The 15555-nt window shown below is 43.8% G+C and carries 8 protein-coding genes; 3 read left to right on the top strand and 5 right to left on the bottom strand.

What is annotated here, in order from left to right; all coding sequences use genetic code 11:
- From RDO37_RS04765 to creD, 5 genes are all read right to left on the bottom strand, one after another.
- On the bottom strand, positions 1 to 578 hold a 578-nt coding region (locus RDO37_RS04765; RefSeq protein WP_308498292.1), incomplete at its 3' end, for a YebC/PmpR family DNA-binding transcriptional regulator.
- Positions 579 to 593: 15 nt separating this feature from the next.
- A complete protein-coding gene (gene aspS, locus RDO37_RS04770) occupies positions 594 to 2357 on the bottom strand; it encodes an aspartate--tRNA ligase (RefSeq protein WP_308498298.1) in 1764 nt (587 codons plus the stop codon).
- Positions 2358 to 2551: 194 nt separating this feature from the next.
- Complete coding sequence (locus RDO37_RS04775) at positions 2552 to 2803, bottom strand: FmdB family zinc ribbon protein (protein ID WP_027940129.1); 252 nt, start codon at positions 2801 to 2803, stop codon at positions 2552 to 2554.
- Positions 2804 to 3461: 658 nt separating this feature from the next.
- On the bottom strand, positions 3462 to 5429 hold the full coding sequence (locus tag RDO37_RS04780; protein ID WP_308498293.1) for an inner membrane CreD family protein: 1968 nt from the start codon (positions 5427 to 5429) through the stop codon (positions 3462 to 3464).
- A 95-nt stretch (positions 5430 to 5524) separates the two neighbouring features.
- Positions 5525 to 7942 (bottom strand): cell envelope integrity protein CreD, encoded by a 2418-nt coding sequence (gene creD, locus RDO37_RS04785; RefSeq protein WP_308498294.1) that lies wholly within the window; start codon positions 7940 to 7942, stop codon positions 5525 to 5527.
- 826 nt (positions 7943 to 8768) lie between these two features.
- Here creD and RDO37_RS04790 point away from each other — a divergent pair.
- The 3 genes from RDO37_RS04790 to RDO37_RS04800 all read left to right on the top strand — a co-directional run bounded on the left by RDO37_RS04790 (position 8769) and on the right by RDO37_RS04800 (position 15280).
- On the top strand, positions 8769 to 9569 hold the full coding sequence (locus tag RDO37_RS04790; protein ID WP_308498295.1) for a basic amino acid ABC transporter substrate-binding protein: 801 nt from the start codon (positions 8769 to 8771) through the stop codon (positions 9567 to 9569).
- 607 nt (positions 9570 to 10176) lie between these two features.
- Positions 10177 to 12966: a S49 family peptidase gene (locus RDO37_RS04795; protein WP_308498296.1), complete on the top strand. Its 2790-nt coding sequence runs from the start codon at positions 10177 to 10179 to the stop codon at positions 12964 to 12966.
- A gap of 139 nt (positions 12967 to 13105) precedes the next feature.
- Positions 13106 to 15280: a hypothetical protein gene (locus tag RDO37_RS04800; RefSeq protein ID WP_308498297.1), complete on the top strand. Its 2175-nt coding sequence runs from the start codon at positions 13106 to 13108 to the stop codon at positions 15278 to 15280.
- Positions 15281 to 15555 lie beyond the last annotated feature (275 nt).

Consider the following 15555-nt stretch of genomic DNA (forward strand, 5'->3'; position numbering starts at 1 on the left):
AAAGCATCTACAACAGCAACAAAGTTCTCAGGAGCGGTGGTTACATCGATAGAACCGTCGTCATTAACAACAACGTCATCAGCACCGGCCTCAAGAGCGATGTTCATTGCAGTCTCTTCATCAACGCTCATGTTACCTGACTCATCAGGCATGAAGCTGATTAAGCCCTGCTTGGTGAATAAGTAACCAACAGAACCAGTGGTACCTAAGTTGCCACCAAACTTGGTAAAGCCGTGACGAACGTCAGATGCGGTACGGTTACGGTTGTCTGTCATACACTCAACCATAACAGCAACGCCACCAACACCGTAACCCTCGTAAGTGATGGACTCGAGATCTGAGCCTTCACCGCCACCAACACCACGCTCAATAGCACGCTTGATAGTGTCACGGGTCATGTTCTGAGCTAATGCAGAGATAACTGCAGAGCGCAGACGTGGGTTTGCACTTTCATCACCGCCGCCTAAACGAGCTGCAGAGGTGATTTCACGGATTAATTTAGTAAAGATCTTGCCCTTCTTAGCGTCCTGGGCAGCCTTACGGAAACGAATGTTGGCCCACTTGGAGTGACCTGCCATGATGATTCTCCTGGATTACTTTTCTACGTCAGTGATGGCAATTGCGAGTTCTTGCAATGCTTCGTCAGAGGCTAAGTTAGGAGCCTCAGTCATTAAGCAAGATGCGGCAGTAGTCTTAGGGAATGCAATAACGTCACGAATGTTCTCAGTATGAGTGAGTAACATGGTAAGACGATCCAGACCAAAAGCCAGACCTGCATGTGGAGGAGCGCCGAAAGACAGAGCGTCGAGTAAGAAGCCGAACTTAGTTCTTGCTTCTTCTTCGCTAATACCTAACACGGTAAATACAGCCTTCTGCATTTCCTCGTTGTAAATACGAACAGAACCGCCACCTACTTCATAGCCATTGATAACCATGTCATAAGCATCAGCAAAGACGCTTAATGGCTGGTCAATTAACTGCTGAGGGGTTACACCAGCAGGAGCTGTGAATGGGTGGTGCATTGCGGTAAGACCAGCCTCTTCGGTGATCTCGAACATTGGGAAGTGAACAACCCATAAAGCCTTGAAGCCTGGGTTGACTAAATTGTGGTCACGAGCAGTAGCACAGCGCAGTGCACCCATGAAGGTCTGGCACTTTACAGTCTTGCCGCAGCCGATGAATACGATATCGCCGTCCTTAGCAGAACAAGCGTTAGCAACATTGACTAACAGCTCCTCAGTGACGTGCTTAGCAAATGAAGACTGCATGCCTTCAGCGCCATTGGCAAGCTCGTTAACCTTGATGTACATGAGTCCACCAGCGCCAAGCTTCTTGACGTAATCGGTATAGCCATCAATCTGCTTACGGGTAAGAGCAGCACCGCCTGGCAGAGCAAAGCCAACTACACGTGACTCAGCATCGTTAGCAGGCTCTGAGAGCACCTTAAACTCGCTGTCTTTAACGAGATCATCAAGTGACTTAAGCTCAAAGTCGATACGTAAATCAGGCTTATCAGAGCCAAAGCGCTCCATAGCCTCAGTCCAAGTTAAGACTGGGAACTTACCTAAATCAACATTCTCTTCTTTCTTAAAGAGGCCTACCATCATGTCTTCCATAACAGCACGCACATCGTCTGAGGACATGAAGGAGGTTTCAATATCGATCTGGGTAAACTCTGGCTGACGATCAGCACGTAAGTCCTCATCACGGAAGCACTTAGTGATCTGATAATAGCGATCAAAACCAGAGATCATGAGGAGCTGCTTGAACAGCTGTGGTGACTGTGGCAGAGCATAGAACTTGCCGTGGTGAATACGAGATGGCACCAGGTAATCACGAGCACCCTCAGGAGTTGCCTTAGTCAGCATTGGGGTCTCAACGTCGATAAAGCCGTGCTCATCTAAGTACTGACGTACAAAGCGAGTTACGCTGTGACGCTTGGTGAAGTTGGCGATCATCTCAGGACGACGCAGGTCTAAGTAGCGATAACGCAGACGCTGCTCTTCGGTATTGTCCTGATTGAAGTCTAAAGGCAATACGGCGCACTTGTTTAAAATATCAAGATCGGATGCATAAACTTCGATTGCACCGCTCTTCATATTGGAGTTTACCTGATTGTCTGGACGTGGCTTTACAATGCCAGTTACCTTGATGCAGAACTCGTTACGTAAAGTTGCTGCCTTCTCGTGTAACTGCTGATTGTCAGGCTCAAAAACTACCTGAACAAGACCAGTTCTGTCACGTACGTCGATGAAAATCAGACCGCCTAAGTCGCGGCGCTTGTTAACCCAGCCGCACAGGGTAACGGTCTGATCTTTTTCATTCAGACCGACTTGATCACAGTAATGTGAACGCATTGACATAGAATTTGCCTTTAGCTTGTAAAGAAAGAAATCTTTAAGTTCAGCTCAAATTGATGCTGTAATTTCACAAGCATCTCCATGCCCTTATTTTTCTAAGTAGCAAGGGCTTGTACAACCACAAGATATTCAAGTGAACTAACGTCTTGCTAAATTGCTAGCAGCTTACGCTGCAAAAGCTTGCTCCTTGCCTAGCTTTGAGCGTTTGGGCAAGAGGCGCATGCACTAGGAGCAGCTGGAGTTGAGCAGCTTTCGTTCTTAAAAGGCTGCTTAGAGCTACCAAAGACGCCTACACCTTTCAGATCGCAGTTGGAAGCCGAAATAAGCTTAACCAAGGTATCCTTGTGACACTCTGGACACTGTGTTAACGGAGCGGCACTCATTGACTGTAATTTAGTTAATGTGTGACCACATTCTGAACAACGATATTCGTAGAAGGGCATAACAATCCTTTGCTGCTTGTTTAGTTGTATGCAGCTAGCAAGTAATCAAATGATTAAACCTGCTAAACCAATGTAATGTAGCGCAATGCCTCACTAGTAAAAAGGCTTTCACGATACATCTTAACGCCTCTGTAGCGCTCCAAAATAAGCCCTAACAGGACGCAGCTAAGCCTTAAATTATAGCCTTTTTGCTAGAAACTGACCACATATCAGAACATTGTTCACCCAAAATATAGCACAAAAGCCCTAATCTAAGCCATAAACGCGCCTTGACCGCACATGCACATGGCACTCTCTTTACACTATCTGCCAGTAACGTGCCCTGTAATGCCCATTTGTCTTGCATTGAATCAGCAATTGGCCGTCTACATTGCTGTGCTCCTTGCAAACTCCCATTTTAAGCTAGTGGGTCGCTCCATCACCCTTTTCTAGGCTAGTGGATTGTTCCATCTATAATTGGGTGGTGGTGATGCGGCGCATGCCTTTACTGATTTAGGCTATACAGTGTCGCTGCACTCTTTGCTGCATAATAATATGTACGTGTTCCTAAAACGCTATGGCGCTCAATGACAATGGGCAGCTAAAAGCTGCCCAGTCTTTGAGTTTGAGTTTGCCTTAACGGCACTGTTCAAAGTGCATTGGGCAGTTTTGATTGTTACTAGTCTTGGCGATTAATCTTACGTGTAATGAACATAATAACGCCTAACATGATCACCAGTAAGACCGTAGATATGAGTAAACCCAGGCCAGTTACAAATACAATGACGTAAGTTAAAGCATGTCCAACAAGCTGAACAGCCATCAAGATCGCAGCAGCTTTCTTTGCCTCAGTTGCTGAGTAGATATAAGCTGAGAGCATGCTAGAGGTAATGAGCGCAGCAATAATGTAGGAATTAAAGAAGCTCATATACTCTGCAAGCGCTAACAAGAATACATAGAATATGATGATCCCCAGACCGCAAATAAAGTACTGCAGCCTTGAGATCATGCGCTTGATGGATACCTCAATGGACAGCAAGGTCACAAAGACAATCATCATCATCAAGATGCTGTATAAGCAAATTGCCTCAAACAACTCATAAGTTGTGTCAAAGTAGTTAGGCGAGAAATACAGCTCTACCTCATTGGTGCGATTGAAGTAGTTTCTAAACTGCCATTCATGATTAGAGTAGCGATCCTCATCATTATCCATCTTGTAAAGATCAAATAAAGTCTGATAGAGATATTCATACGAGACAATATTGTCAGTAGTAAACTTCATCTCATAGCTAGTGCCTGCCATCTCAAAGAGTGACTTTAGCGCCTGACTATCATATTCATCATGTCCGATAGAGATTGCACTGCTAGATTGTTCACCATCTTTTCTAGCATAGTTACCAAAATCTTTGTCAGTAGATGTAGATAAGATATTGGTACTTGAAATAAGCTTATCTGTCGATAAATCTAATGAAGTGGTGCCATCATCTTCTAATATTATATTTGAGCCACGTATATGCACCAGATTTGATCTGAGGAGACCTGATTTATCTCGAATTTCTGGTTTGATGCCATTGCCTGCTATGAGCATAGTGCTTTGAGATGCTAGTGGTGTATACGTAAAGCTATTTGATCCCCTCAAAGAATAGATAAACTCATATGTAAGCTTAGGAGCACTATGTCTTTGAGTGCTATTGATAAGATCAAGCACCTCTTTTTTACTAAGTGCAACAGCAAAACCAGTAAAAGGCGACAAACTTACTGCCTGACGATCCACGCCCGCAAGCTTTAGCGTATGAATCTTTTCTAATGAACGATAGTCGCTTAAGTAGATGAGAACGTAGACAAGATTGGTGCGCAATTGATTTTCTTGCAAAAAGCTAATTGCATTAATATCAAGCTCTAGATAACCCTTTTGTCTTACATAAGCCTTGTATAGACCAACATCAAATGGACCTTCTGATACGTTATAGCTATCAATACGAATTGAGCTCTCAGCCTTGCCTGCTCCTCCAATGAGCATACCGGAGCCAAACTCTTTGTACTTGCCGGTACAATCGTCTGAATCACACTTCTTTGGCACTGCTGCAGGAATGGCTATAACCGGATCGGAAAGCTTTTGTATATCACCCCAAACTTTGGTGTATTTGTCTGCAACCTCGCTATACAAATAAGATCGCTCTGATTCAAACATGTACAAGATATTGCCGCACAGCAAGAGCAAGAAGCCAAGACCAAGCAGCGCAAAGATATGCCCTGTGAGTTTCTTACGCTCAGGCACTCTTAAGACATCATCGCCCGCACCAAAGCTACCAGAAAAGATCTCTTTCATCTTTTCCTCAAGTCCCTTGCGCTTCTCATCTTGCATCTGCAGTGCAGCCTCAACCTCAAATGCCACTGCCTTTGCATCCTCTGATGCCTGAGCTGCTTGCTTAGCAGTTGTGTTTGCACTGGCATCCTCAGTAGTTGCGTTTGCACTGGCATGCTCTACAGTTGCGTTTGTGCTGGCTTGCTCTGCAGCATTGCCTTGAGAGTGCGCAAGATCACTGCCTTTGGGTTTGGACTGATCGTCTGCAGCATCATGAGTTGAGGTTATGTTGGGTGATGCACTATCTTTGTGTGCCTCATTGCCGCTGTTAGCATTATCCATAGTGATGATCCTAAAGCTTCAAGAAAAGTAATTCACAACCAAGCTATAGCCCATCTTTTAATGCATAGGCATTATCTGATGGGCTTTGAAGCTTGTTAGAAATTAACCTTAACGTTAATGCGACGGGTAATGTACATGACGATACCGAGCATGGCTATGAGCAAGATGGTACCCACGAGTAATGCATAAGCCTCGATGTGCACAATGGCAAAGAGTACGGCGTACATAGCTAGCAGCATGATGCATACTGCTAAGGCCGAGCGCTTAGAGTTAAGTGCGGCTTTTAAGTACAGCGAGATCATTACCGACATCAAAAGTGAAGCGCAGATATAAGCAAAGGTAAAGGAAGTGTGCTCACTTAAAGCTAACAGCACCATGTAGAACATGATGAGAGCTACACCAATGACTACGTATTGAGCTAATGACACCATACGACTCATCACAATCTCGCAAGCTAAGACAGTTACAAAGCACATGGAGATAAAGAGCAATACGTACTTAGTCAATCTATCAATTAAGGTGTAGAAGGTGATGGAGTTAGAAAAGTCTAAGCAATAAGAGTCATCACTGCTAAAGAGATATAATTTTTCAGTATCTAACACCAAAGGTAAAGCAGTGGCGATGTTGTTTTGTAAGTAGGTTGCACTAAAGGTCTTTTCATCAGAGGTGCGTTCACTTGGTAAGAATGATCCAGTATATGAAGGATTAGACCACTCACCTTTAAATGCTGTGGTTGTTGACTGGCCTAAAGGTCTAAATAAGAGCTTTTGAGAGCCACGTAATACATACTCCACTCTATAACGTACCATGCCAGGATCTGTTGCCTTGCTCATGCGACCAACGGTAGCAACTGCAGTATTATCCTCATTTACGCGTTCTGCATCTGCATCAAAGGTGTTCTTGAGTGCAGGAACATTAGATGCAATTGATGAGGAGCTTTGCTTAGATCCTTTTACAAGATCATGCTCAACTTTGCTGACATTAGATCCAGCTAATATCTCTTCAATATCATCTTGCAATAAAGTAACGCCAAAACCATTCAGGCTATTATGCTTAATGCTCTCAACCATATAAGCCTTACCATTTAAAGTAATGGACTTAATATCATCAATGGCACGAGAGTATGACACAGGCACAAAGAACTCAACTGCATTCAAGGACACTTTGCGTGAGCTATTATCTGAAACTACATTACCAATGGCTCTAGCAAGATCAATATAGCCCTCTTGCACTACAGTAGTCTTGTATAAGGTAGCCTCATAATTGCCTCTATAGCGCTTTTCAAAATCGATATCGATTTGAGAATCGCTTTTGCTGGCAATAGCCATAATGATCTTGTCTTCTACCTTAATCTTTTTCTCGTCACTGTCATCTTCGACCTTAAATAAAGAGCTCACATCCATATGCAACAGAATGTTTGGATCACCAAAGTGCTGGCTATAACCCCATGGCTCCACAATGGAGTCGACCGCATATTCTTGGTTATCCATACGATCATCGAGCACATATGTAAAAAAGAGGGTTGGGATGAGCAGCAAAATGGAAATGATTGCAATCATCAAAATATGCATAGAAAGGTTTGATGACCACTCACCACTCTTAAGTGCCAACAATCCCTTGGAGTTAGCATTGCCTGCACTTACATCAGCTCCATGCGTTGCACCACGGCCCTGATTGCCCTGAGCATAACCATTATTCATAGCTGCGCCGTTAGCTTGATTGCCCTGAGCATAACCATTATTCATGGCAGCGCCATTGCCTTGATTGCCCTGTGCATAACCATTATTCATGGCTGCGCCGTTACCTTGATTGCCCTGAGCATAACCATTATTCATGGATGCACCATTGGCATAGTATTTACCATTGGACATAGCCATGTTGCCATGGTTTGGATATTGGCCCATGTTGCCTTGCTGACCTTGTTGGTGTGGCTGCTGATCCATAGTGCTATGCTGTCCTTGCTGCGGAGCAAATTGTTCCATTGCGCCTAGCTGCTGTAGTTGCTGTTGGTGTGGTTGCTGTTGCTGCGGCTGTTGTGGCTGCTGGCTCATCCCCCACTGCATCCCATGCTGAGTTGTATTGGAATACTGATTCGGCTGACCTTGCTGTGCATGCTGATCTTGAGCTACATATTGGCCTTGCTGTGCTTGCTGACCTTGCGCTACGTATTGGCCTTGCTGCACTGGTAGATTGCCCTGAGCATACATGCCGCCTTGATTGTCCTGTACCGAGGCGTGCGCTGTTTGGCCATGGGCTTCGGCTCCATGATCTTGGCCTTGGCCTTGATTTGTGCCTGAGAGGTTATTTGTATTCATAGTTTGCTCATTGGTATGAGTGGATTGATTGACTGGTGAGGCTTCTATGCTTTGCTCATTGAGCATGCTTGTATCACTAGATGCTAAGCTATTGTCACTTGAGTGTGATTGTAGCTGAGTTTCTGACGAGTGTGACTGTAGCTCAGTGCCTGATTGTGCCAGGCTTTGAGATGAATCTTCATATTGATCTTTTTGCATATACCCACCATGTACCTTTAACGTTAAGGCATGTCCGCACAGTATTTGTAGTACGAGCTACACTATACGTATATTCTAAAGTATTGGCCAACTCGTATTTTGCCTACTAACTAGACTTATCTAACGCCACAGTTAAGTAAGCATAATTAACAGTGCGAACTGTTAGTTGCACTAAGTTTTGATGCACTCGCAATTGCTACTTATATGCTACCTGAACTTGCTGTAAAAAAGCTAAGAGATGCAAACAAATGCTTCTTTACATATGCAGCTCACAATTGCTTATGCTTTGACAGGATGCTTATCTTTGCAATGACTAATATTACTATCAGTGATAGACTTATTTTGGTGCACCGTTAGGCAAAAAACTGCTCTAAACGTGTATGCAATCCTGTATGTAGGTCAAAAAGCAATGATTTTGCCCTATTAAGGGGAGTATGCCCTATACCGTAGCATTCAATTGTAGTTTTTGTGATTGTTGCTCACATTTGTGCAAGAAAGACTTATCTTACTAAAAAGTCCGCTAAAATATGCCTATTCTTAGTTTGGCTCATACGTGTACCAAACTTTGTATTAAGCTTAAGCACTTTAGTTTTATACTTAAGTTAAGCATATATCACTTAGTCTCAAAACTTGACTAGAGGCCATAGCATCACATGCCGCTAGCAACTAAAGAGGCTTAACGTCAAGCATGAGGGCAAGTTTAGCTTTTGGCTTTTTAACTTACCTAACCTCTTGCTTGGCACGTTACTTAAAAGAACTTTGTTCATCTTTTTGGAGAATTTACATCATGGGAAACCTAAATAAAGTATCAGCATTGGCGATGGGCGTGGCACTGAGTTTAAATGTGGCACATTCTCATGCTGCCGAAACTGCTGCCCATGACCCTAAGGTTCTCCGCGTAGGCTGTGATGCCGCCTTCGCTCCATTCACCTACACTGATGACAAGGGCAAGCTCATTGGTTTTGACGTTGACTTAATCAACGCCATTGCCAAAGAGATGGGCTACACCGTTGATATGAAGGGCTATCCTTTTGACGGTATTATCCCAACCTTAATGACCAACAACATCGACCTTATCATCTCTGGCTTTACCATCTCTCCAGAGCGTGCTGAGCGTGTTGACTTCTCTGACCCTTACTACCGCTGCGGTCTTACTTACTTAGTTATGAAGGATGATGCTAAGAAGTATGACTCTTTTGACAAGCTTGAGAAGGCTGAGATTTGCACACAGATCGGAACCACTGGTGCTTTATACTTACAAAAGACCATGGAAAAGCCTGATTTAAAGCAATTCAATACTCCACCTGAGACCTACTTAGAGCTGCAAAACGGCGGCTGTGATGTTGTGGTAAACGATCGTCCAGTTAACGACTTCTTCTTAGCTCAACATCCTAAGAACAAGGATTTCGTTGTATCCCGCGATATCGACTCAGCTCAGAGCGAGTACTATGGTATCGCTGTAGCTAAGGGCAACAAGGAGCTCCTCTCTGTAATTAACGAGGGCCTCAAGCGCTTAGTTGAGAACGGCGAGTTTGGCAAGATTTCCACCAAGTGGTTCGGATACGACATGACCGATGACTTAAAGAAGCACGCAAAGGAAATCTCTACTCTCAAGACTGCTAAGTAAGAATCACTATCTTTAGTTAAATTACCTCGCAAACTATTAACAGCCCTCGCCTAGTGCGGGGGTTTTTAGTTTTAGCCCCACTCTTTGCCATTCCCTTTAGTTTTAGCCCCACTCTTTGCCATTCCCTTCAGTTTTAGCCCCACTTTCTGCAACTTATCTGAGTTTTGCAAGCCTCTTTTGGTGCTAGCTTTATGCTTTATAAGCGCAATAACTCATCTTGCCAATAAATGCCATAAGCCCATCATCTAAGCGCCTGCTATAGGCTGTTGCTTTGCTGTGCTTGATACATGGCGCCGCTTTGGCTTTAGCTGCTGCTTCGCTACACTTGATACGTGGCGCTACCATGGCTTTAGCGGGGCTTGGTGTGGCTATTTTGGTTCTTTTTTACACCTGACAAAGGTCTAGCAATTATGCATGCTACAATTGCTGCACAAAATAGTTAGGTCATTTAGGTTGTGTGCTCAAATAGAGGCACTTTTTTAAAGTATTGCGAGTAAATTAGGCTATAGCTGCATAAGATGATGACAGCATAGTATGCTTGCGTAACTACCTAAGCTTGGTTTGTCAGGGCAATGCCCTTGCTAAGACGTTTGACATAGGCACGAAGATGAGCGATCAACGCGGAAACTACGGTTCAGGACAACAGCGTAATCAGAACGCTACTCCAAATGGTTCATACGCCAATTATCAGAACAACAATGCCCAAGGTAGCGGAGAGTACGGCTCACGTAACTACGGTTCTGCCAATAATCGCTATGCAGAGCAAGGTTATGTAAATCGCAACAACTACGCTGGCGCTGATAATCAGGGTGGCTATGGCCGTGGTTATAACAATAATCAAGGCGCTAATCGTGGCTATGGTTATCAAGGTGGTCCTAGCAATTACCAAAATCAAAACCATGGCTACACAGCCAACCAAGGTCAAGGCTTTTCTCCAAACCAAGGACAAGGTTTTAATCAAAATCAGGGCTTTGCACCTAATCAAGAGCAAACAATTCAGGTGCCATGGGATAAGTATGAGCTCAAAAAGCGCTCTGATCACGGCCCAGTGTGCAATGTAATGCTCACTATCGGCTCATGGATTACCTTTGCTCGTAACTTCGTTTTTAACATTATCTTCTTACTGCTGATGTTCTTTGTCTTTGGCGGCTATATGGCCGTGCAATCACTTAAAGAAAACGGCATCTCTTTTTCATCCACTACTGCAGATCAGATTAACGCCATTGCAGATAAAGCTGAGGTACTCTACTTTGACCTTAATGGTCCAATTAGTGAAATTCCATTTAGCTCATCACAGATTGATGTACTGCAGCGTGAGTTAGAAAGTGCTTTATACGGCAAGATGAGTCATGAATTAGTGGCTATCGAAAAGGCATTAGAGCTTAGTGCTAATGACTCTACCATTAAGAAAGTCATCATCTCAGTCGACGGCATGAACCCTGTGTCTCTGTCTGTGGCTGAGCGTATTGGCAGTGCTATGGAATTAGCCAAGGCAAAAGACAAACGCGCTGAGGGCTCTGAATTTAGCCGTGAGGTTGTGGTCGTTGGTACTACCATCTCTCAGTCTGCCTATGCCATTGCAGCCCATGCTGACAAGATTGTTATGGATAGCTTAGGTGAGGTGGACTTAAGAGGTATTTCCATGACCTCACTGTACTTTAAGGACATGCTCGAAAAGGCTCAGATTACTCCATATATTTTCCGTGCCGGCCATTTTAAGAGCGCAGTTGAGCCTTTCATGCTCAATGCCATGTCTCCTGATGTGCGTCGTGAGTATCAAGCCATTGCCTTTAAGTCATGGGATATTTATAAAAAATCCATCGGCGCTCGTTCTAAGATCGCAGTTAAATCTCGTGAGATCTTGCCTGAGGCCAATATCTATGCTCAGTGGATTCGTCGTTATGGCGGCGATCGCGCTCAGCTGCAGCTAGCTCAAGGCTTAGTTGATGAGATTATGCCACTCAACCTCTACTACGAGGAGCTTAGCGAGCAGGTCAATGCCGATTACGATCGACCATATCGCCCTGCGATCATTACTTACCAAGATTATCTAATGCGCCACCATGCGCTCACTTCAGATAAGAAAGCCGGCGCTCTTTCTCAAATCGAAGTACGTCCTGCAGCAATCATTGGTTCCATGAACTCCATCATGGCCAATAGCACTTCAGTAAGTCCGCTATCATCAGCTGCAGCTACACTTAGCAAGAGTACTGATGTTGCTAGTGCTGCTAGCGCTATTACAAGTGCAGCTAGTGCCGATGCTGTGGGTGCTGCTACTTCTGTTACCAATGCTGTGGCTACTGCAGTTGCTAGTGCCGATGCTGTAGGCTCTGGTTCTGTTGCGGACGCTGGCGGTGCTACTAAGCTGCAGGCCAATGGCTATAACTATACAGCTAACGGTACTGATAGATCTTACGATCGCGGTGCTGATAACAATCGTACCCCGCTGCAATTTAGCGATATTGAAGCAATTTCGGAGGCTAAGCGCCAGATTGAGCGTCGCCTCAAGGAAGGCAAGAAGGCAAGTTCAAACACTGTTGCTGTTATCTATGGTATTGGTGAAATCACCGATTATCCTGAAAGACCAAGCGACTTTGCCTATGACAATATCGCTCCTCAGATTGAAGAGGCAATGATGAATGACAATATTGCTGCTGTAGTGCTGTACTTAAACAGCCCTGGTGGTAGTGTCATTGCATCTGAAAAGATTCGTAGATCTCTTGAGGCCTTACAAAAGTACACTGTTAAGCCAATTATTGTGTCTATGAATGGTACAGCGGCATCAGGTGCTTACTGGATTGGCTCACAAGCTGAGAAGATCTTTGCCACACAGAGCACTATTACTGGCTCTATCGGTGTCTTTGGTCTGAGCTTTGGTGCTCATCGTCTACTTAACAAATATGGTGCTTACCAAGATGGTGTAGCGACAAATGAGCTTGCTCAAGCTCCAATTGCTAAGGAAATGCCATACTCTCAACAGATGATGTACAACTTAGCAGTTGAAAAGACCTACAAAGACTTTGTGGAGTTAGTTGCTAAGAACCGTGGTTTAAAAGCAAATACCTACGAGATCTTTGCCGAAGGCCAAATCTTCCTGGCTGAAGAAGCTCAGACTTTAGGTTTAGTTGATGAGGTGGGTAACTTATCTGACGCTATTGCCTATGCAGCTAAGCAAGCTGGCATTGATCCAAACCGTCTGCGCGTACGTCACATGTCTCCTGCAAGCCAAAATGAGCTTGGAGGTTTTGAGTCCCTACTCTTTGGCCTTTCTAATGCCTACTTACCACCTGAGTTCACCGAGGCCATGTTAAAGCTGCGTCAAAACAGCAAGATGCTCAAAAAGGACGGCTCTAACAACCTCATGGCCATCAGTCCTATCACTGATCCAAAACTCTAAGTTTTGCACTAAGCGCTGAAGCTCTCTGTCTTATTTACGAACAGAGAGCTTCACGGCCTACAGATTCTAATACACACTGGATAAAAGGCCTTAACGACAAAAGCGCTCAAGCAGGGTACGACAGGCGAGGGATATTCCAATGGTAAAACGTTCATATGATAGCGATGTAGTGCTCCTTGACCATGAGCTTGTCGAAGTCGTGCGCAAATTTCACTTTACTAAGTTTAGTGAGTACGCCTTTATATTTGGCAGAGACTACAGTAAGTTCAAAGTCAGTAGCCTCAAAGATCCAATCTCAATTAGAGAGCTCAATGAGCTTGCAATGCTTGAGACTATGGTGTCTTTGGGCCTTACAGTTTCTGATGTCACTATCGATCAAATATTATCTAAAAAGAGTGAAGTAGACCTAAACTCATTTATAAGAGCTCAGGACCTGTATAAGTTCGTCTCCGCTAATAACAAGGATAAGAAACTAAGTAGTTTTAATATTGATTTCTTACCTTTGCTGAGCGGTGCCATTGAACGTTTTGGCATCATTGAGAAAATTGTCGCTCATATCGGCCAAAAGAAGATCGTCGGTCTTAATAGAGATGTGCTTATTACCAAAGCTCTCTTTGATCTCTATAGCTGTCAGCATCAAGGTTACGAAACTCGTCACTTATTTGATAAGCCCAAGCTTAAAGTATTTTATCCAGCCTTCATGAAGGTTGAGCGTAACCAAGACTATTTGCTGTTCAATCAGTTCACTAGTGCTTTAGGCTTTGCTCAGCTTGGCAAGGTTGCCGATTGTCAGAGGCTCTTTAGAGATTTAGCCTACCCTATCGTTACTCAATTTACCCCCGAACATAAGGTAAGAGCAGTCTTTATCGTAGCTCACTCACGAAGACTATTTAAAGCTGATGAGAACACATACGATTTTATTTGTGATGCGGCTACAGGCATACCATTAACATATGCTGTATGTACAACTAAACCTCGTGGCAGAACTTTCATTGACACTTTCGTCAAGGAGAATTTGCCAAAAGTTTTAAAGCTCTACCCAGATATCAAGCAAGTCATTGTTGAAGGCCAGCTCATCTCTAATCCGCTGGTAGGCTACATCAAGTCTCTCGGCTTAAATCTCATCTGTCAGCTACACATCAACAGCCCGATGTATCGTGAGCATATTCATACCGAAATTGATGACATGATCCCGCTTATCAATAGTCATGGTATCGAGCTTGGCAAGGGATTGCATTGTGAAAAGATACGACCTCTACCACGAAGAAAGCACGTTCCAACCGAGGTTGTATACGATCTTGATCTGTCAGTACTATCTATACCAGATTTTGAAACTAAAGATAGAGACAGCCTTATTTCTCAGGCCATACAAGAAGTAAAGAGTACTCAAGAGCTCATTAATACATCTAAAAATTTCAAATCACACATAGAGGCACGAGACTTTCTTGAAAATGTGCTGCCAAAAGGTTTGAAATACTCGAAAATTAGCTATGAGATAGGCGAGCAACCAAAGTTCATACAATATGACAACAATGGTGATGTCAACTGGAAGATCAAAGCTACAGTCATTTGCAATGATCAACTTCTTAATAAACACGCGCTCTCGAGCACTATGTTCGTAGTGGCTCAGTCAGACTTAGATAAGCCACTTGCCATTGAAGAGCTCTATCCGCTGATTGTTAATTACAACCAGTTCCATTATAGATGGCGCGAGTTCTTGTATAACCTACTAGTGCTGCCAGATTACTTTTATAACTGTAAAGATGCATACAAGGGCTTTGCTTTCTTGTCTAATGTCCTCTTGATGACATTGATCTCATTGGGCCACTACATCGAGCACTACACTGACATTATGCTTAAAGCCCCTCCAATTGAAGATAGATTCACAAAATTTCCAAGGAAAGATTGTTTTACGGTTAGCCCATATGTAACTGAGCTTGCTGGTCTTAGAGGTTGCCTCAACAATATCAGTGTACAAAAGAAGACAGTCAACACTGGCAGTTTATTCCCACTGTTTGATAATAACCAAGGGATCACCAACGATGATTTGCAGCTAAAACCAGCCTTTAAATCAGCCACAGAAGTGTTATCAAAGCTTGGCCCTGAGTGGGCACGTTTTGCCAACGGCCATATCCTCAAGGACGAGACCATTATCAATAAGATTAATGCTACTAACCAAGTAATGCCAACTATGGCATTGCAAAAGAAAACACCATCTCAAGCAAATACGTCAGGAAAAAATTTCCGCATCGACCCACTGCACAGCGACTCAATTAGCGATGCAGTAGCTTTAGCCCTCGCTCTCAAAGACTAGATGGCCTAACATAAATCTCAAATGCTAGGCATTAAAGACTAGTCTTTGAACTATGGCCGCATATGTCTACAGACTAAAGATTTCTTGTAGAAGAAATGATCTGTCCTTGCAGCCATAGCCTAGCTAAATTAGTAGCCACGGCGCTCGTTGGCACCAAGCTAATATGGCCGCTACTAAGGTTTAATTAGTAGCCACGGCGCTCGTTGGTACCACGCTCACCAGTATATGGGTTGGTGTTGCCCTCAGTAGACCAATTGTTATCATAGCTATGATCA

Origin of the sequence: uncultured Anaerobiospirillum sp. (assembly GCF_902485895.1) — a bacterium.
GTDB lineage: Bacteria > Pseudomonadota > Gammaproteobacteria > Enterobacterales > Succinivibrionaceae > Anaerobiospirillum > Anaerobiospirillum succiniciproducens.

Coding starts and splice junctions, on each gene's coding strand:
- aspS (WP_308498298.1), bottom strand. CDS start 2,357: ATGCGTTCACATTACTGTGATCAAGTCGGTCTGAATGAAAAAGATCAG.
- creD (WP_308498294.1), bottom strand. CDS start 7,942: ATGCAAAAAGATCAATATGAAGATTCATCTCAAAGCCTGGCACAATCA.
- RDO37_RS04800 (WP_308498297.1), top strand. CDS start 13,106: ATGGTAAAACGTTCATATGATAGCGATGTAGTGCTCCTTGACCATGAG.
- RDO37_RS04780 (WP_308498293.1), bottom strand. CDS start 5,429: ATGGATAATGCTAACAGCGGCAATGAGGCACACAAAGATAGTGCATCA.
- RDO37_RS04795 (WP_308498296.1), top strand. CDS start 10,177: ATGAGCGATCAACGCGGAAACTACGGTTCAGGACAACAGCGTAATCAG.
- RDO37_RS04775 (WP_027940129.1), bottom strand. CDS start 2,803: ATGCCCTTCTACGAATATCGTTGTTCAGAATGTGGTCACACATTAACT.